Here is a 17,599-nt window from a genome sequence, read left to right on the forward strand (position 1 = left end):
CTAGCGCGTCCGGTGTGCGGCACAATTGCGATGTGACCGCCATCGACTTCGCCAAGGGCCACGGGACCGGCAACGACTTCATCATCGTCCCCGACCCCGCAGACCGCCTCGAGCTCGGCGCCGCCCAGGTCGCGGCCCTGTGCGACCGCCACCGCGGCATCGGCGCCGACGGCCTGCTGCGCGTCGCGCCCTCTGAGCAGGGCGAAGCCAAATGGTTCATGGACTACCGCAACGCCGACGGCTCGATCGCCGAGATGTGCGGCAACGGCGTGCGCGTCTTCGCCCGCTACCTGCTCGAACAGGGCATGGCCGACGGTGACCGGATCCCGGTCGACACCCGCGCGGGCGTCAAGACCGTCTCCGTCACCCGCGACGGCCTCAGCGTCGACATGGGCCCGGCCGAGTTCGGCCCCGAATCGCAGACGACCGTCGAAGGCGCCACCTGGACCGGCCGGGCAGTCTCCATGGGCAACCCGCACCTGGTGTGCCGGCTCGAGGACGAGGAGCGGCTCGACGCCCTGGACCTGCACCGGCAGCCGCGCTACGACACCGTGCTCTTCCCCGAAGGCATCAACGTCGAATTCGTCGTCGGCACCGCGCCCCGGGTCCGCATGCGCGTCCACGAACGCGGCGTCGGCGAGACCCTCTCCTGCGGCACCGGCGCCTGCGCCGTCGGGGCCGTCGCCCTGCGCCACGCCGGAACCCCAACCGGCACCTGCGAAGTAGCGGTCCCCGGAGGCACCCTCACCGTCACCGTCACCGACCGCACGGTCCACCTCGCCGGCCCGGCCGTGATCGTCGCCGAAGGCACCGCCCGCCTCTAGAAGCCCGCTTGACGCGGTCTGCCATGCTCAAGGCATGCCACCCTCCACCCCCGTCGACGAACCTCCATACCGCGGACTGTGGCCCTTCCAAGCCGACCAGTCCGAGGTCTTCTACGGCCGGACCCGCCTCACCGCCGAACTCACCGCTCACGTCGAAGCCTGCCTGACCGACACCGGCATGGCCCTGGTCACCGGCGCCTCCGGGGCCGGCAAGTCCTCCCTGATCAGGGCGGGACTCATACCCGCCATCGCCGACGGACGCATGCCGGTCGAAGGCTCGACGGACTGGCCGGTCGCCATCGTCACTCCCGGTCCCCGGCCGCTGGAAGCGCTCGCCCAGCGCCTGTCCCAGCTCAGCGGCACCGACGCCGGATCGATCCGCAACACCCTCGCCGCCCGCCCTCGCGAGGCCTACCTCTACGCCAGGCAGGCCGTCTTCACCCACACCGACGGCATGGAGCCCGAACGCCGCGACCGCGTCCGCGAATCCGGCCGCCTGCTGCTGTTCATCGACCAGTTCGAGGAGCTGTTCACCCTCTGCCGCGACGAGGCCGAGCGCGGCGCGTTCACCGCCGCCCTGTTCGCGATCGCCTCCGGCGGCGACGAGCGGTCGGGCGTGGTCGTCATCGGCGTCCGCGGCGACTTCATCGATCGGTGCTCGGCGATCCCGGAACTGATCCCGGTCCTGCGCCGACACGCCTTCGTCGTCGGCCCGCCCGAACCCGAGGAGCTCCGCCAGGTCATCACCGGCCCCGCGGCCGCGGCCGGGCTCGCCCTCGACCAGGGCCTGGCCGACGACATCCTCGCCGACCTGCGCAGCGCCTCCACCGGCGCCTACACCGCCGGGGCGCTCCCGCTGCTGTCGCAGACGATGCTCTCGATCTGGCAGCACCGCGACGGCGACCGCCTCACCCGCGCCGCCTACGAGCGCATCGGCGGCGTCGGCCGCGCCATCGAGGCCTCCGCCGAGCAGGTATTCCAGCGGCTCGACCCGCCGCAGCAGGCGCGGGCCGCCGAACTGTTCCGCCGCCTGACCGTCGTCGACCGCCGCGGCGAGGTCTCCCGCCGCCGCGCCCGCCGCTCCCGGATGCTGGCCGAACTGCCCGGCCTGGCGCCGGTGCTGGAGGCGTTCACCGCCGCCCGACTGGTCGTCATGGTCGGCGACACCGTCGAGATCGCCCACGACGTGCTGCTGCGCTCCTGGAAGCGGCTCGACGACTGGCTGCTCGAGGACCGGATGCACCGGGCCCTGCTCACCGAGGTCGCCGACGACGCCGCCGCCTGGCTCGAACACGGCAAGGACCCCTCGTTCCTGTACCGCGGCGCCAAGTTCACCGCCGCCGAAGCCACCAGGGCCGCCTGGAACTCCAATCCCGACACCTACCGGGAGTGGAACTCCGGGGTCGAGTCGTTCCTGGACGCGTCCCGAGCGGCCGCCACACGCCGCGCCCGCGTCCGGCGGACCGTGACCGCCTCCCTAGCAGTCCTGCTGGTCGTCTCGCTCACCGCGACCGGAATCGCCCTCAACCTCAACCGGATCGCCGCCGATGCCAATGAAGAGCTGACCGAAGAACGCGACCGCCTGCTGGCCGAGGACCTCGCCGAGGCCAGCGCCGAGAACGCCGGACTCGACGGCGACCTCTCCCGCCTGCTCGCGGCCGCGGCCTGGCAGATGGACCCGTCTGAGGCGAACTTCGACGCCATGGTCACCGCCGTGACCGATCCGGTCCGATACACCGGCGAACCCCACGTCGGCGGCGCCGAGTCGATCGCGTTCAGTCCGGACGGCGACTACCTCGCGAGTTTCGGGGCGGACAGCGACCTCGTGCTGTGGGACCTGGCCGAGCGGGAGGAGACCGACCGGCTCGAAGGGGTCGACGGCTCCGAGTCGATCGCGTTCAGCCCGGACGGAGGACGTCTGGCCGTGGCGGGCGTCGGCCAGATCCAAGTCGTCGAAACCGCGGACTTCTCGAAGGAGCCGATCCTACTCGAGCGAGAGAGGTCCACCGAAGCATTCCGCACCGTCGGCTTCGACGGCTCCGGTTCGCTCCTCGCCGCGACCGACGAGGAGTTGATCCGCTTCGACCTCGCAACCGGTGAACGCACGTCCCCGCCCGCCTGGGGCATCGAAGGAGTCGAAGACTTCGGCTTCCAGGTCGCCTCCGGTCGGTTCCTCATCAGCGGCGACGGCGGGCTCTGGTCCAGCGCGGGCCCCGAAGCCGAGGCCGAGCAGACCTGGACCTCCTCGTCGGGCTACTACAGGGTCGCCCCGGGAGGCCGCTTCGTCGTCGAATGGGCACACGGGGCCCTCACCCTCTACGACCTCGAATCCGGTGCGCCGATCCGCACGGCCACGGTGGACATCGGCTTCTCCGGTGCCGCGGTCGACGCGGACGGGTCCACGATCGCCCTTTCAAGCGAAGTCGGGGTCCACTACATCGAAACAGAATCGATGACCCCGGTCGAATCGTTCGATACCGGCTACGAGGGCCGAATCGACGCGAGCTTCAACGCAGACGGCACCCTGCTCGCGGTCACCGGCGAGGAAGGGACTCGGATATGGGAGCTTGACGGAACCGAACTCGCCGAGGAGCCGCTGTTCGCCGAGCCGGAGCTGCCCGGGCGCCTCGTCCGCATCCTCCCCGACGAGTCCACGGTCATGATCGTGGACGCCGGCACCTACCGGCTCTTCGACATCGCCTCCGGACAGGAGCGCGACGTCGCCTGGGAGGCCGACGACTGGATGACGCACGTCGGCTTCAGCCCCGACGGGCGCTGGACCACGGTCGTCGACGGTGAGAACCTCTCCAGGGGAGAAGACGTCACCCTTGAACTCGACGACCACGCCACCATCATCGACGCCGAGACGGGCCGAGAGCAACTGGTCATCGAGCCGATCAACGGCGAGGTCGCGGTGTTCGGGTACGACGCGATCGCCTTTAGCTCGGACGGATCCCTCGTCGCCTCGGCGATGGATCAGCGGCTGCGGATCTGGAACGTCGAGGAAGGAGCGATGGTCGCCGAGGCCACCGGCGACTACTCGGGGGTCACTCCGGTCGCGTTCAGCCTCAACGCGGAGCGCGTCGTCGGCCTGGGCGACGACGCGCCGATCGTCTACGACCTGGGCGACGACGAACTGCGCGTCATGGACGAACCCTCCTCCGGCGCGCTGTTCGACATCTCGGCTTCGCCCGGCATCACCGCCGACGGCCGGTACGTCCTCAACTTGAGCGGCAACCGCAGATCCGTGGAAGTCTGGGACGCCGACACCCGAGCCCACGTCGGCACCCTCGCGATGACAGGCGGCCCGCTCATCCAGACGCACCTACCGAGCGCCAGTGCGGTGCTCGGCGTGGGCGAGGACGGCGTCGGCTACCGATTCGACCTCGGGTTCCTCGACGACCCCCACGCAGCGTTGTGCGAGCGGACCGGCCGCGAACTCACCGACACCGAGTGGAGCGAGTACCTGCCGGGAATCGACAGCCGCGAGATCTGCTAGCGCATCGCTTCCTTGACCGCGGCCGCCACCGCCGGAGCCACGTGCGGGTCGAACACGCTGGGGACGATGTAGGTCGCGTTGACCTTGTCGGCGCCCACGCAGTCGGCGATCGCCCCGGCCGCGGCCACCGCGGCGTCGTCGCTCCAGCCGCGCGCCTGGGCGTCGAGCAGGCCCCGGAAGACCCCGGGGAAGGCCAGCACGTTGTTGATCTGGTTCGGCTGGTCCGACCGGCCCGTGGCCACGATCGCCGCGTAGCGGGCCGCCTCGGTCGGGCTGATCTCCGGGTCCGGGTTGGCCAGCGCGAACACGATCGGGTCCTTGGCCATCTTGGCCACATCCGAGCCCTTGAGGATGTTCGGCGCGCTCACACCGATGAAGACGTCCGAGCCCGCCACCGCGCCCGAGAGGTCCCCGGAGTAGTTCTCCTTGTTGAATTCCTCGGCCAGGACCTTCCAGGTCTCGTGCTCGGTGTCCATGCCCCGGTACAGGGCCCCGTCCCGGTCGACCGGCACGATGTCGCCGATACCGGCCTTGGCCAGCAGCCGCATGATCGCCGTCCCGGCCGCGCCGCAGCCGACCACGGTCGCCCGCACCGAGGAGAAGTCCTTGCCGACCACGCGCAGCGCGTTCGTCAGCGCCGCCAGCACCACGATCGCGGTGCCGTGCTGGTCGTCGTGGAAGACCGGGATGTCCAGTCGCTCGCGCAGCCGCCGCTCGATCTCGAAGCAGCGCGGCGCGGCGATGTCCTCCAGGTTGATGCCGCCGTAGGTGGGGGCCAGCGCGGTCACGATGTCGACGATCTGGTCGGTGTCCTGGGTGTCCAGGCACACCGGCCACGCGTCGACGTCGGCGAACTTCTTGAACAGGGCCGCCTTGCCCTCCATGACCGGCATGGCCGCCTCGGGACCGATGTTGCCCAGGCCGAGCACGGCCGAGCCGTCGCTGACCACGGCCACGGTGTTGCGCTTGATCGTCAGCCGCCGCGCGTCGTCGGGGTTGTCGGCGATCGCCATGCACACCCGCGCCACGCCCGGGGTGTAGGCCATCGACAGGTCGTCGCGGTTCTTCAGCGGAACCTTCGGCTGGATTTCGATCTTGCCGCCCAGGTGCAGCAGGAACGTCCGGTCCGAGACCTTCTTGACCTCGAAGTCCGGCATCGACTCCAGGATCTGGGTGACCTGTTCGGCGTGCGAGGAGTCGGAGGTGTCGCAGGTGAGGTCGACGACCATCCGCTTGGAGTCGGAGGAGACCACGTCGAGGGCGGTCACGATCGCTCCGGCCTGCCCCACGACGGTCGCGAGCCGACCCGCCGCCCCGGGGTCCGCCGAGAGCGCCAAGCGGACCGTGATGGAGAATCCGGCGCTGGTCAGTCGCGCAGTAGTCATGCCACTCCTTGCAGAACACCACATCATCGTGGAAAAGCGGTTCGAATACCGGTAATTCTGCCACCGGCCCCGCGCGTCGGCACCACTGCCGACCCCGGCGTTGGGCACGACACCGAATATTCGTTTCTCCCCGGTCGCGTCCCCGTGTCAAGCTTGAGGCAATGCAGAACGAAGAACGTCCCACCGCTGAGTCCCCGTCGACCGGCGAACTGGACCTCGAGGCCCGCCAGGCGCTGCGGCGCGTGTCCGGTCTCGCCTCGACCGAACTGGCCGACGTCACCGACGCCGAGTACCGGCGGCTGCGCCTCGAGCGCGTCGTCCTGGTCGGGGTCTGGACCGAGGGCACCGCGGAGGACGCCGAGAACTCCCTGACCGAACTGGCCGCCCTGGCCGAGACGGCCGGGTCCGAGGTCGCCGACGGGCTCCTCCAGCGCCGCTCCAAGCCCGACCCGGGCACCTACATCGGCTCCGGCAAGGTCCGCGAGGTCAGGGACACCGTCGAGGCGCTCGGCGCCGACACCGTCATCTGCGACGGCGAACTCTCCCCGGGGCAGCTGATCGCCCTGGAGAAGGCCGTCAACGTCAAGGTCATCGACCGCACCGCCCTGATCCTGGACATCTTCGCCCAGCACGCCAAGAGCGCCGAGGGCAAGGCCCAGGTCGAGCTGGCCCAGCTCCAGTACCTCCTGCCGCGCCTGCGCGGCTGGGGCGACGCGATGAGCCGTCAGGGCGGCGGCCGCGCAGGCGGCTCCAACGGCGGCGTGGGCCTGCGCGGCCCCGGTGAGACCAAGCTCGAGACCGACCGCCGCCGCATCCGCGCGAAGGTCGCCAAGCTCCGCCGCGACCTGGCCAAACTCACCGTCACCCGGGAGACCCTGCGGCTGGAGCGCGGCCGCAACCGGGTTCCGGCCGTGGCCATCGCCGGCTACACCAACGCCGGGAAGTCCAGCCTCCTCAACGCCCTGACCGGCGCCGGCATCCTGGTCCAGGACGCCCTGTTCGCCACCCTCGACACCACCACGCGGCGCGCCCGCACCGAGGAGGGCCGCGAGTACACGATCTCGGACACCGTCGGTTTCGTCCGCCACCTGCCGCACCAGCTGGTCGAGGCGTTCCGCTCCACGCTCGAGGAGGTCGCCGAGGCCGACCTGATCGTGCACGTGGTCGACGGCTCCGACCCCGACCCGGTCGGGCAGGCCGACGCGGTCCGCGAGGTGCTCGCCGAGGTCGGCGCCGAGGACATCCCCGAGCTGCTGGTGGTCAACAAGCTCGACGCGGTCGAGCCCGACCGGCTCCTGCAACTGCGCTCGGACTGGCCGGACGCGGTGTTCGCCTCCGCGCGCGGCGGCGAGGGCATCGACAAACTGCGCGACGCCATCGAGCGGGCCCTGCCGCGACCGGATGTCACGCTCCGCGTCTGCGTCCCCTATGTGCGCGGCGACCTGGTCTCCAAGATCCGGGAGCGCGGAGAGGTCCTGTCGACCGAGCACCGGAGCGAGGGCACGGTCATGTCCGCCCGGGTCGACGAGGCCCTGGCGGGTGAATTGCGCCCATTCATCCTTGAAAGCGAGTGAATTTCCGTGGTCCCGAACATGTCTCACGGGGGTCGCTCCATCGAGTGGGCGTGTTCTGGAACACTTGCCTGATGCGAGAGCGCCATGGGGGACATGACGCCTGGGCAGCGCGCCTCGCCGCTGGAGCGACCGGCGCTGTCCTGGCGATGACCGTAGGGGCCCCTGTCTGGGCCCAGGACGAGGAGTCCGGCGGCGGAGAGAAGCTCTGCGATCTCCACGACCCGCGCCTCCAGAGCCCGGCGGGGATCGCCGCCGCCGAAGACGGCGGCTGGTGGGTCGTCCCCAGCGGCGAGAACCAGGACTCGACCCTGTCGATCCAGCACGTGGGCACCGACTGCAACCCGCAGCAGTCCGGCGAAGTCTGGGTCGACCACACGCCCCTCGACCCCCAGTCCCTGCTGGTCTCCGACGGCTTCCTCTGGGTCGGCGACACCGGCGGCGCGAGCGAGCGCCCGTGGATCACCCTCAACCAGATCGAGGTGGACCAGACGGGCAACAACGTCATCTTCCGCTACGTCTTCCCCGATTCGCCCGTGGACGTGGAGGCATTCGTCATCCTCCCCGGCGACGACCGGAAACCGGTGTTCTTCTCGGCCGCCGACGGCGAGACCACCCTCTACTCCCCACCGGGCGAGAACCTCGTCGAGAACACCCCGATGGACGAGGTCGGGACCGCGACCCTGCCCGAGGGCGGCACGGTCACTGGCGCGGCCCTGAACGACGACGCCACCAAGATCGTGCTGCGCACCGAGAGCGCCGCCTACGAGTACGACGTCGACGAAGGCGACGTCGCCGCCGCCGTGACCGAAGGCGAACCGCTCGTCACGCCCCTGGCCGACGAGGGCCAGGCCCAGGACATCACCTACGACGCCGACGGCAACTTCGTCACACTCGCCTCCCTCGACGGCGGCGACCCGCTCGGATCCATCACCACCTACACCCCGGCGGCCCCGCCCGCCGAGGACGGCGGAGACGACGCCGCGGACTCCGGCGGCGGCTCCTCGGACTCCGAAGACGACGGCGGCATCGTCGACTGGCTCCTGGACCTCGGCTTCACCAACATCATCCGAATCCTCACCGGGATCGCCGTAGTCGGCTTCGGCGTCATGCTCGGCGGCATCCTCGTGATCCGCAAGCACCGCCGCCGGCGCCGCGAGGCCGCCGACGACGGCGAGGAGCTGGGGGCCGCCGAAGAGCCGGCCTTCGACGACTTCAAGGACGACCCGCCCGGGCGAGACCCCGTCGACATCGGACTCGACGCCGGGCAACCCGACCCCGAGGTCGGCCAGCTCGCCCAGGGCTCGGTGTACGGCGCTGCACGACAGGAGCCCTCCGGCAACGTCTACGGCGCGCCCAAGCCGCGCCCCGGCGGCGGAGCGGTCTACGGCGCGCCCAAGGAGGAACCGCCGCCCCGGCCCCCGCGAGAGGATCCGCCGCAGTACGGCGCGTTCGAGTCGGCCGGCCAGGGAAGCGTCTACGGCGAGGCCGGGCGGTCCTTCGCGGCCGAACCCCGGCGGAACGCGGCCGGGACGACCTACGGCGCCGCGCGCGAGCAGGCCGGCGTCTACGGCGCCACGCGCGACGCGGGCGGAAACGTGTACGGGGCCGGAAACGGCGAACGGACCCCGGAGTCGGATGACGACTACTGGGGTCCGCCTGACGTTAACGGCCGGGGGCGCTGACTCAGATCTTCCGGAGCACGGCCACGACGCGGCCGAGGATCTCCGCCTCGGAGGCGTCGATCGGATCGTACAGCGCGTTGGCGGGCATCAGCCACGGCTTGCCGCCCTTGCGCTTCCAGGTCTTGACGGTCGCCTCGCCGTCGATCATGGCCGCCACGATCTCGCCGTTCAGCGCGTCGGGCTGCTGACGCACCACGACCCAGTCGCCGTCGGTGATGGCCGCCTCGACCATCGAGTCGCCCTTGACCCGCAGCAGGAAGTGCACGCCCTCGCCGACGAACTCCGCCGGCAGCGGCATCACGTCGTAGTCGCGCTCCTCGGCCAGGATCGGCTGCCCCGCGGCGATCTCGCCGACCATCGGGACGTAGCGGGGACGCGGGTGCTGCGAGCAGGTCTGGACGCCCCCCGGCGTGGACTGCTTGACCCCGACCGCGCGCGGCCGCCCGGCCAGGCGGTTGAGGTAGCCCTTCCGTTCGAGCTGCTTCATCTGGTAGGCGACGCTGGAGGCCGACGCGAGGCCGACCTCGGCGCCGATCTCCCGGACGCTGGGGGGGTACCCCTTGTTGTTGATGAACTCCTCGATGTACTCGAGGACTTGCTGTTGCCGACGGGTCAGCTTGCGCGTCTTCGTTCGGGCTGTAGTGGTCTCGCTAGTCACAGGGAGCTCCTGTATGACAAATGGGACGGTATGTCTGATTCCGACAATGTAACTCAGGCTCTGCGTCAAGTCAAACATTCGTGCGAGTTCGGCGTGTCGCGGGGTCATCACTCGCGTCCGGGTCCGGTCCAAGATCACGAACGTGCCAATTCGAGCTAGGATCGACACAAGATCTAGTGGTGTGATGTATCGTCGTTCACTAGGTGTTGGGGTTGGCGAGCTGCGCGGAGGTTCGCGGTGCAGACCGGCCCCGGCGCGGCGCCGCCGCGGAACTGTCGGACCCCGGGAAGATGATCGCCGTAGAGGAGACTAGCGATGCGATGCCCATACTGTCGCCATCCCGACAGCCGCGTGGTCGATTCCCGTGAGGGCGAGGACGGCAAGATCATCCGCCGCCGCCGAGTCTGCCAGAAGTGCGAGCGGCGTTTCACCACGGTCGAGGAATCGGTGATGGCCGTGGTCAAGCGCAGCGGCGCCACCGAGCCGTTCAGCCGGGCCAAGGTCGCCCAGGGGGTCATGAAGGCCTGCCAGGGCAGGCCGGTGGACGCCGACGACGTCCAGAAGCTGGCCCAGAACGTGGAGGACGAGATCCGCTCCAGAGGCGTGGCCGAGATTCCCGCGAACGAGGTCGGCGTGGCGGTCCTCGAGCCGCTGCGCCAGCTCGACGAGGTCGCCTACCTCCGCTTCGCCAGCGTCTACCGCAGCTTCGAGTCCCTGGAGGACTTCGAGTCCGCCATCCGCCAGCTGCGCGAGCAGCACGCCGCCAACCACAGCGGCTAGATCCCCCTCTCGACCAGCCAGGAAACCGAACTAACAGGGCGAGGAGACATGCCGAAGACCACCAAGGCCACCGGCGGCGCGGGCGCAGGGTCCGCGGCGAAGAAGACCGCCGAGAAGCCGGCCAAGGCCGGCGGAGAACGACTTAGTATCGAACGCGTGTTCACAACGGAGGGTGTGCACCCGTACGACGAGGTGGAGTGGGAGCGGCGCGACGTCGTCATGACCAACTGGCGCGACGGCTCGGTCAACTTCGAGCAGCGCGGCGTCGAGTTCCCGGAGTTCTGGAGCCAGAACGCCACCCAGATCGTGACCTCGAAGTACTTCCGGGGCGCGGTGGGAACCCCGCAACGCGAGTCCAGCCTCAAGCAGCTGATCGACCGCGTCGTCCACACCTACCGGAAGGCCGGCGAGGAACACGACTACTTCGCGTCCAGCCAAGACGCCCAGATATTCGCCGAAGAACTGACCTGGCTCCTGCTCCACCAGTACTTCAGCTTCAACTCCCCGGTCTGGTTCAACGTCGGAACCGAAGCAGCACAACAAGTGTCAGCGTGCTTTATCCTCAGCGTGGACGACACCATGGAGTCGATCCTCGACTGGTACAAGGAAGAGGGGATGATCTTCAAGGGCGGCTCCGGGGCCGGAGTCAACCTCTCGAAGATCCGCGCCTCGGCCGAGCTGCTCTCCTCGGGCGGCAACGCCTCCGGGCCGATCAGCTTCATGCGCGGCGCCGACGCATCCGCCGGGACCATCAAGTCCGGCGGCGCGACCCGCAGGGCGGCCAAGATGGTCGTGCTCGACGTCGACCACCCCGACATCGAGGAGTTCATCGACACCAAGGCCCGCGAAGAGGACAAGATCCGGGCATTGCGCGACGCCGGCTTCGACGTCGACCTCGGCGGCGAGGACATGTTCAGTGTCCAGTACCAGAACGCCAACAACTCGGTGCGCGTCTCCGACACGTTCATGCGCGCGGTCGAGGAGGGCACCGACTACGCCCTGACCGCCCGCATGGACGGCAAGGAGATCTCCCGCCGCGACGCCCGCGAAGTCTTCCGCAAGATGGCCGAAGCCGCCTGGGAGTGCGCCGACCCGGGCATCCAGTACGACGACACCATCAACGACTGGCACACCAACACCAATACCGACAGGATCTACGCATCCAACCCGTGCAGTGAATATCTTTCACTTAACGACTCTTCGTGCAACCTCGCCAGCCTGAACCTGATGAAGTTCCTCGGCGAAGAGGGCTCGTTCGACGTCGAGCGGTTCGTCAAGTGCGTCGAATTCGTCATCACCGCCATGGAGATCTCGATCTCCTTCGCGGACTTCCCGACCGAGAAGATCGGCCAGACGACCCGCGACTACCGCCAGCTCGGCATCGGGTACTCCAACCTCGGCGCCCTGCTCATGGCCTCCGGGCACGCCTACGACTCCGAAGAGGGCCGCGCGCTGGCCGCCTCCATCACCGCGTTGATGACCGGAGTCTCGTATCGGCGCTCCGCCGAGATCGCCGGGGCGGTCGGGCCCTACGCTGGCTACGAGCTCAACGCCGAACCGCACCAGCGGGTCATGCGCAAGCACGCCGAGGCCGCCGACCGGGTCGAGACCTTCGGCGACGTGGACGCCACGATCCTCGAAGCGGCGAGGTCCGAATGGGCTAGCGGGAACGCGATCGGCGCCCAGAACGGCTGGCGCAACGCGCAGGCCTCGGTGCTCGCTCCGACCGGCTGCCTCATCGGCGACACGCTCATCACCACTGATCGAGGGCTCACACGCCTCGAGTCGCTCGGTGATCCGTTCGGTGCCAAATGGCAAGACCTCGATGCGACGGTCTCCACCGATGACGGGCCGAAGCAGACCACCAAGTTCTTCGTCAACGGAGAGGAACCGACACGCCGGATCTCGACCGAGTCCGGTTACCGCATCCAGGGCACACTCGCACACCGAATCAAGGTCGTGGAGGAGGCCACCGGACAATGGGAGTGGAAGCGTCTGGCCGACATCAACTCCGGAGATCTGGTACCGATACAGATGCGGACCCTCGTCGGCGAGCCGAACCGTGTTCCGCTCCCGGTCCTCGACCAGGCGTACTACACCGAAGACGGCCAGCTCACCGTTCCCGACGAAGTCCGCGAGGAGCTTGCCGAGCTCGTCGGGTACTTCATGGGTGACGGAAGCCTGCACGCCAAGGGTATCCGGCTGTGCGTGGCGCAGGAGGATCAGGACGTCGTCGACCACCTCTGCAGTCTCAGTGAGAAGCTCTTCAATCTCACACCGCGAGTCACCGCGCAGCAGGGGTACTCCGAGGTCACGCTCCAGTCGGTCCGTCTCGCGCGCTGGTGGCAGGCGGCCGGGTTCGCGAAGGGCCGACCGTCTGAAGAGCACAGCGGCAAAGGATGGAAGCCGCGAGTCCCCGCCGCGATCCTCGAGACCAACGCCGAATCCGTCTATGAGTCGTTCCTCCGCGGTCTTTTCGAGGCAGACGGGACCGTTGGAGAAGGCGTGCAGAGCGTCTGCACCTGCACTCCTGAGTTCGCCGACGAGATTCGGACACTTCTGCTCGTGCTCGGATTCTCAACGACGACCCGCACCACAGCCACCGGATGGGGCGGTGACGCCTCGGTGGTCCGACTCCGGAACATCGACCACGCGCTCAACTTCGCCGAGCGCATCGGTTTCATCGGCAATCGCAAGAATGAGCTCCAGGCGTGGGAAGAGCCCGCCCGTTCGGCGAAGCGCGACCGAGTTTTCCTGCCGCGCGAGGTCTGGGAAGAACTCGTCCCGGTCGACCACCAGTACCGCGGCAGGGTCATCCAGTCACTCCGTAAGCATGGTGGGGTGGCCCGGCAAGTTGTGCAGGATCTCTACGCGCACACTCGGGATGAGCGTCTACTACACGCGCTCGGTTACCTCTTCGAGCGTGTCGAGGCCAACGAGGACGGCGGCATCGTCCCCACCTACGACCTCTCGGTGCCGGAGAACGTCACCTATGTGGCGAACGGAATGGTCTCTCACAACACCATCTCGTTCATGATGGACTGCGACACCACGGGAATCGAACCGGACCTGGCGCTGGTCAAGCACAAGAAGCTGGTCGGCGGCGGCTCGATGGAGATCGTCAACCAGACGGTTCCGCGAGCCCTGGCCCGCCTGGGCTACATCGAGAGCGACGGCAAGGCGATCGTCGACTACATCGCCGAGCACGGCCACGTCATCGGCGCCCCCGCGCTCGCGGAGGAGCACTACTCGGTGTTCGACTGCGCCATGGGCGAGCGCTCCATCTCGCCTATGGGCCACGTCCACATGATGGCCGCGGTGCAGCCGTTCCTCAGCGGTTCGGTCAGCAAGACCGTGAACCTCCCCGAGCAGGCCACGGTCGAGGACATCGAGCAGGTCTACTTCGAGGGCTGGAAGCTCGGCCTCAAGGCGCTGGCGGTCTACCGGGACAACTGCAAGGTCGGACAGCCCTTGTCGGCCAAGAAGAAGGAGATCGACAAGGCGGTCGAGGAGGCCGTGGAGAAGGTCGTCGAGGAGGCCGCGCACGCTCCGGTGCGGCGCAAGCTCCCCAAGCGGCGTCCCAGCCAGACCACGTCGTTCAGCGTCGGCGGGGCCGAGGGGTACATCACCTCCTCGTCGTACCCGGACGACGGCCTCGGCGAGGTCTTCCTCAAGATGTCCAAGCAGGGGTCGACGCTCGCCGGAGTGATGGACGCGCTCTCGGTGGCGATCTCGATCGCCCTCCAGTACGGCGTCCCGCTCGAGAAGTACGTCGAGAAGTTCACCAACATGCGCTTCGAGCCCGCCGGCATGACCGACGATCCGGACATCCGCATGGCGTCCTCGGTGGTCGACTACGTCTTCCGCCGCCTGGCCCTCGACTACCTGCCGTTCGAGGAGCGCGCGGCGCTGGGCATCATGACCACCGCGGAGCGGACCGCCGAGGTCAACGGCGAGGACCCGTCCAAGGTGCGCGCGAGCGACGAGGACGACGTGGACTTCGACGCGCTCCGGTCCTCGGCGCCGATCGAGGAGGCGGTCCGGGAGCGGGCCGAGGCCGAGTCGACCGGCTCGCGTCTGGACCTCCTGCACTCGGCTCAGACTCGCAGTGACGACGCGCCGCTGTGCATGAACTGCGGCACCAAGATGCGGCCGGCCGGCTCCTGCTACGCCTGCGAGGGCTGCGGAGCCACCAGCGGTTGCAGCTAGAGGAAACGTCAGCCGGTGAAGGGGTCGGGCGTGAGCCCGGCCCCTTCTCGTCTCCCAAGGGAACCGCGTCTGCGCATGGGCCCGATACGAGTCGGGTCGGCCCGAATCGACCCCATAGACTCAGGTCTATGCAAGCCGTCTCGACATCTCCCGGGGCCGAATTGGATCCCGGGGCCGCCGCGGCCCGATACACCGAGGCCGGGGGCGGTGAGCTCGAAACCGGCGCCACTCTGGTGGTCTACCGGCTCGGAGCGGAAGCCTTCCACGTCGCCGTGCTCCGGGAGGCGGGGGACCGGTGGCTGGTCGCCTCGGAGCTGAGGGCCGAGATCGGCGGCCGCGACTTCGACGAGCTGCTGCTCGCCTACGAATCCGGTCGGCACCGCGACGCCGACCCGGGGTTCTGGGATCGGATCGACGGTCCGGCCGGCGCCGACGACGAAGCGCTTCGGGCCGGGCTGCTGGAGGAGATCCGGCGGGCCAGGGAGCGGCTCTCCGACGTCACCGAGGCCGCGATCGCCATCCCCGGCGCGGCCATGGAGCCGAGTATCGGCCGCTTCGAGCTCGAGGCCCGCATCCGCGACCTGGTCGAGCAGACCGTGGACCTGGTCGAGGAGGTCCTCCGGGACGCGAGCGTCTCGGTCGGCGACCTGTCCGGGCTGCTCCTGGTCGGCGGGGCCGCGCGCACGCCGCTGGTGGCGGCCGAGTTGGGCCGTCGGTTCGGGATCGAGGCGGTCTTCTCGGACGGGCCGCCGCCGTACCGCGGCGACGGGTCCGAGGGCGAACCGGCGGCCGTTGCTGCCATCGATGGGCCGCCGCCCGGTCGCAGGCGCGTTCTCGCGCGTGCGGGCGTGCTCGCCGTGGCGCTCCTGGCGCTGGTGGCGGCGGGGGCTGTCTTCGGGACGCGGCTGGGGGACCACGAGTCGCCGCAGGCCCAGTCCGAGACCGGTGGCGCGGCCCCGGAGGAGGACGAGCGGTCGGAGGCCGGCGGCGAGGAGTCGCGCACCCCGGACGACGCCGATTCGAGTGGGAGCGGCGGTCAGGAGTCCCCGCGGCCCGAGGGCCTGAGCGGGCCGGCCGGCGAGCACGGATCTCCCGAGGCGAGCTCGACGCCTTCCGGCGAGCAGGAGGATTCTTCATCGGAGGCGGCCCCGGAAGGGGCGGTGCCCGACCTCATCGGCCTGTCCGCCGCCGAGGCCGGCGAGGAGCTCTCGGCGGCCGGGTTCGCCGAGGTCGAGTACGCGGTCGAGGAGCGGTCGATCTTCGACTTCTCCCACGAGAACTGCGAGGTCGTCGGGCAGGACCCCGGCCCCGGTTCCGCGGAGCCCTTCGGTGAGACGATCACGGTCACCTTCTCCCACACCGACAGCGACGGTTCCGGCTGCTTCGAGTAGCCCGCCCGGCCGAGGCCCGGGACCGGCGGCCGACACTTGAAAGCACGATCGTGCTATTTTCGGAGGGTGCGCAAAGGCGAACTCACCAGGCAGGCGATCCTCGACGTCGCCGTCCGCATGGCCCGCTTCAACGGGCTGTCCGGGCTGACGATCGGGTCCCTGGCCAGCGCCTGCGACATGTCGAAGTCGGGTCTGTACGCCCACTTCAGGTCCAAGGAGGCCCTCCAGCTGGCGGTCATGGAGCGCAACTCGGAGCAGTTCAGCGAGGAGGTCGTGCGGCCTGCGCTGGCCAAGCCCCGCGGCGTCGCCCGCCTCCAGGCCCTGGTCGAGTTCTGGATGCAGTGGTACGCCCACCCGGGCGGCTGCCTGTTCCTGGCCGCCGGGGCCGAGTTCGACGACATGACCGGTCCGCTGCACGACCAGATGGTGAGCGACCAGCGCCGCCTGCTCGACTCCCTGGCCCGGATCGCCGCGACCGCGGTCGACGAGGGCGAGCTCCGCGAGGACACCGACGTCTTCCAGGTGGGCCAGGAGGTCTTCGGCGTCCTGTTGTCCTACAACTGGATGAGCCGCATTCTCTCCTATCCCGACGCAGCCGAGCGCGCTTGGACGGCGTTCAACCGGCTGATCGAAAGCTACCGAGTCTGACCCGAAAGGCCTGATGCGAAATGGCTGAAAACCCGACCGGCGGTGGTCGCAAGAAAAGCACGACCGTTCGTGCTCCTTGGTATCTCCGCGCCGCCTTCCTCGCCGCCGAGCGCTTCGCGCCCGCCCCGGCCGCGAAGCTGCTCGGCAGCCGGTGGTTCAAGGTCCCAGGCGGCCCCGAGCGCCGCCTGCGGGGCCGGGCCCCGGCCGGTGCCCAGGTGTTCGATCTCGACGCCGGAGGCGTCCGCCTGTGGGGCTACGACTGGGGCGACGGTCCGCTGGTCTACCTGGTCCACGGCTGGGGCGGCTCGACCGGCGACTTCGAGTACATCGGCGCCTCCCTGGCCGCCGAGGGCTTCCGCGTGGTCGCCTTCGACTCCCCGAGCCACGGCAACTCCGGGCCCGGGCCCTGGGGCGAGCACTACACCTCGGGCGTCCACATGGCCGACGCGTTCGAGACGGTGATCGACAAGTTCGGTCCGCCGCACGCGGTCGTGGCGCACTCGCTGGGCTGCCTGACGGCGATGATGGGGATGCGCCAGGCCGGGATCGAGCCCGAGACCGAGCGCCTGGTGTTCGTCGCCCCGTTCATCGGCGGCTCCGACGGCTTCCGCGACACCCTCGGCTCGATCGTCCCGGTCGGGCCGCGCATCCTCTCCAGGGTCATCCCGCTGGCCGAGGAGCGCGCCGAGGTCGAGCTGTCGAAGCTCACGCTCATGGAGCCGACCGCGGCGGCCCCGACCCTGATCGTGCACGACACCTGGGACCGGCCCAACCCCTTCCGGCACGGGGCGGCGCTGGCCGAGACCTGGCCGAACGCCGAGCTCATGGCCACCTCGGGGCTGGGACACCGCAAGGTACTGGTCAGCCCGGAGGTCCACCGGCGCGTGACCGGGTTCGTCAAGGGGGAGTAGACGCAATGCCGTTCGGTTAGGGCTGGGGTGTTGGTGTC

At 69.4% G+C, this 17,599-nt stretch carries 11 protein-coding genes; 9 read left to right on the plus strand and 2 right to left on the minus strand.

All coding sequences use genetic code 11. The features are described from left to right. The first annotated feature begins 32 nt into the window (after positions 1 to 32). Both dapF and JFB92_RS10375 read left to right on the plus strand, forming a co-directional pair. Positions 33 to 824: a diaminopimelate epimerase gene (dapF, locus tag JFB92_RS10370; RefSeq protein ID WP_307789101.1), complete on the plus strand. Its 792-nt coding sequence runs from the start codon at positions 33 to 35 to the stop codon at positions 822 to 824. Positions 825 to 858: 34 nt separating this feature from the next. Further along, complete coding sequence (locus tag JFB92_RS10375; protein ID WP_199037788.1) at positions 859 to 4,323, plus strand: NACHT and WD repeat domain-containing protein; 3,465 nt, start codon at positions 859 to 861, stop codon at positions 4,321 to 4,323. On the opposite strand, the gene JFB92_RS10380 is transcribed toward JFB92_RS10375, so the two are convergent. Next, complete coding sequence (locus tag JFB92_RS10380) at positions 4,320 to 5,708, minus strand: NAD-dependent malic enzyme (protein WP_199037790.1); 1,389 nt, start codon at positions 5,706 to 5,708, stop codon at positions 4,320 to 4,322. The genes JFB92_RS10375 and JFB92_RS10380 overlap by 4 nt on opposite strands. Positions 5,709 to 5,869: 161 nt before the next feature. Here JFB92_RS10380 and hflX point away from each other — a divergent pair, with 161 nt between their 5' ends. Together hflX and JFB92_RS10390 are read left to right on the plus strand one after the other, a co-directional pair. Further along, positions 5,870 to 7,282, plus strand: a complete 1,413-nt coding sequence (gene hflX / locus JFB92_RS10385; protein WP_199037792.1) for a GTPase HflX — start codon at positions 5,870 to 5,872, stop codon at positions 7,280 to 7,282. Positions 7,283 to 7,353: 71 nt separating this feature from the next. Further along, positions 7,354 to 8,964: a hypothetical protein gene (locus JFB92_RS10390; RefSeq protein ID WP_199037794.1), complete on the plus strand. Its 1,611-nt coding sequence runs from the start codon at positions 7,354 to 7,356 to the stop codon at positions 8,962 to 8,964. A gap of 1 nt (position 8,965) precedes the next feature. Here JFB92_RS10390 and lexA read toward each other — a convergent pair whose 3' ends face one another. Beyond that, positions 8,966 to 9,622 (minus strand): transcriptional repressor LexA, encoded by a 657-nt coding sequence (gene lexA / locus JFB92_RS10395; RefSeq protein WP_307789102.1) that lies wholly within the window; start codon positions 9,620 to 9,622, stop codon positions 8,966 to 8,968. A 315-nt stretch (positions 9,623 to 9,937) separates the two neighbouring features. On the opposite strand from lexA, the gene nrdR reads away from it, so the two are divergent. The 5 genes from nrdR to JFB92_RS10430 all read left to right on the plus strand — a co-directional run bounded on the left by nrdR (position 9,938) and on the right by JFB92_RS10430 (position 17,561). Next, positions 9,938 to 10,402 carry a transcriptional regulator NrdR gene (gene nrdR, locus JFB92_RS10400; protein ID WP_199037798.1) on the plus strand — a complete coding sequence of 155 codons (465 nt, stop codon included), beginning with the start codon at positions 9,938 to 9,940 and terminating at the stop codon, positions 10,400 to 10,402. A 48-nt stretch (positions 10,403 to 10,450) separates the two neighbouring features. Beyond that, on the plus strand, positions 10,451 to 14,611 hold the full coding sequence (locus tag JFB92_RS25485) for a vitamin B12-dependent ribonucleotide reductase (protein ID WP_233162857.1): 4,161 nt from the start codon (positions 10,451 to 10,453) through the stop codon (positions 14,609 to 14,611). A gap of 128 nt (positions 14,612 to 14,739) precedes the next feature. Then, positions 14,740 to 16,002 carry an Hsp70 family protein gene (locus tag JFB92_RS10420; protein ID WP_199037801.1) on the plus strand — a complete coding sequence of 421 codons (1,263 nt, stop codon included), beginning with the start codon at positions 14,740 to 14,742 and terminating at the stop codon, positions 16,000 to 16,002. A 66-nt stretch (positions 16,003 to 16,068) separates the two neighbouring features. Further along, positions 16,069 to 16,650 (plus strand): TetR/AcrR family transcriptional regulator, encoded by a 582-nt coding sequence (locus JFB92_RS10425; RefSeq protein ID WP_199037803.1) that lies wholly within the window; start codon positions 16,069 to 16,071, stop codon positions 16,648 to 16,650. A gap of 20 nt (positions 16,651 to 16,670) precedes the next feature. Beyond that, the gene (locus JFB92_RS10430; RefSeq protein WP_199037805.1) at positions 16,671 to 17,561 is read left to right on the plus strand and encodes an alpha/beta fold hydrolase; all 891 of its coding nucleotides are present in this window, start codon (positions 16,671 to 16,673) and stop codon (positions 17,559 to 17,561) included. Positions 17,562 to 17,599 lie beyond the last annotated feature (38 nt).

Source organism: Glycomyces salinus, from assembly GCF_016428645.1.
In the GTDB taxonomy this organism is placed as follows: domain Bacteria; phylum Actinomycetota; class Actinomycetes; order Mycobacteriales; family Micromonosporaceae; genus Glycomyces; species Glycomyces salinus.

Excerpts from the sequence above, each read along its gene's own strand:
- JFB92_RS10380 (WP_199037790.1), bottom strand. The coding sequence starts at position 5,708 with ATGACTACTGCGCGACTGACCAGCGCCGGATTCTCCATCACGGTCCGC.
- JFB92_RS10375 (WP_199037788.1), top strand. The coding sequence starts at position 859 with ATGCCACCCTCCACCCCCGTCGACGAACCTCCATACCGCGGACTGTGG.
- nrdR (WP_199037798.1), top strand. The coding sequence starts at position 9,938 with ATGCGATGCCCATACTGTCGCCATCCCGACAGCCGCGTGGTCGATTCC.
- JFB92_RS10420 (WP_199037801.1), top strand. The coding sequence starts at position 14,740 with ATGCAAGCCGTCTCGACATCTCCCGGGGCCGAATTGGATCCCGGGGCC.
- JFB92_RS25485 (WP_233162857.1), top strand. The coding sequence starts at position 10,451 with ATGCCGAAGACCACCAAGGCCACCGGCGGCGCGGGCGCAGGGTCCGCG.
- hflX (WP_199037792.1), top strand. The coding sequence starts at position 5,870 with ATGCAGAACGAAGAACGTCCCACCGCTGAGTCCCCGTCGACCGGCGAA.
- JFB92_RS10390 (WP_199037794.1), top strand. The coding sequence starts at position 7,354 with ATGCGAGAGCGCCATGGGGGACATGACGCCTGGGCAGCGCGCCTCGCC.
- JFB92_RS10430 (WP_199037805.1), top strand. The coding sequence starts at position 16,671 with ATGGCTGAAAACCCGACCGGCGGTGGTCGCAAGAAAAGCACGACCGTT.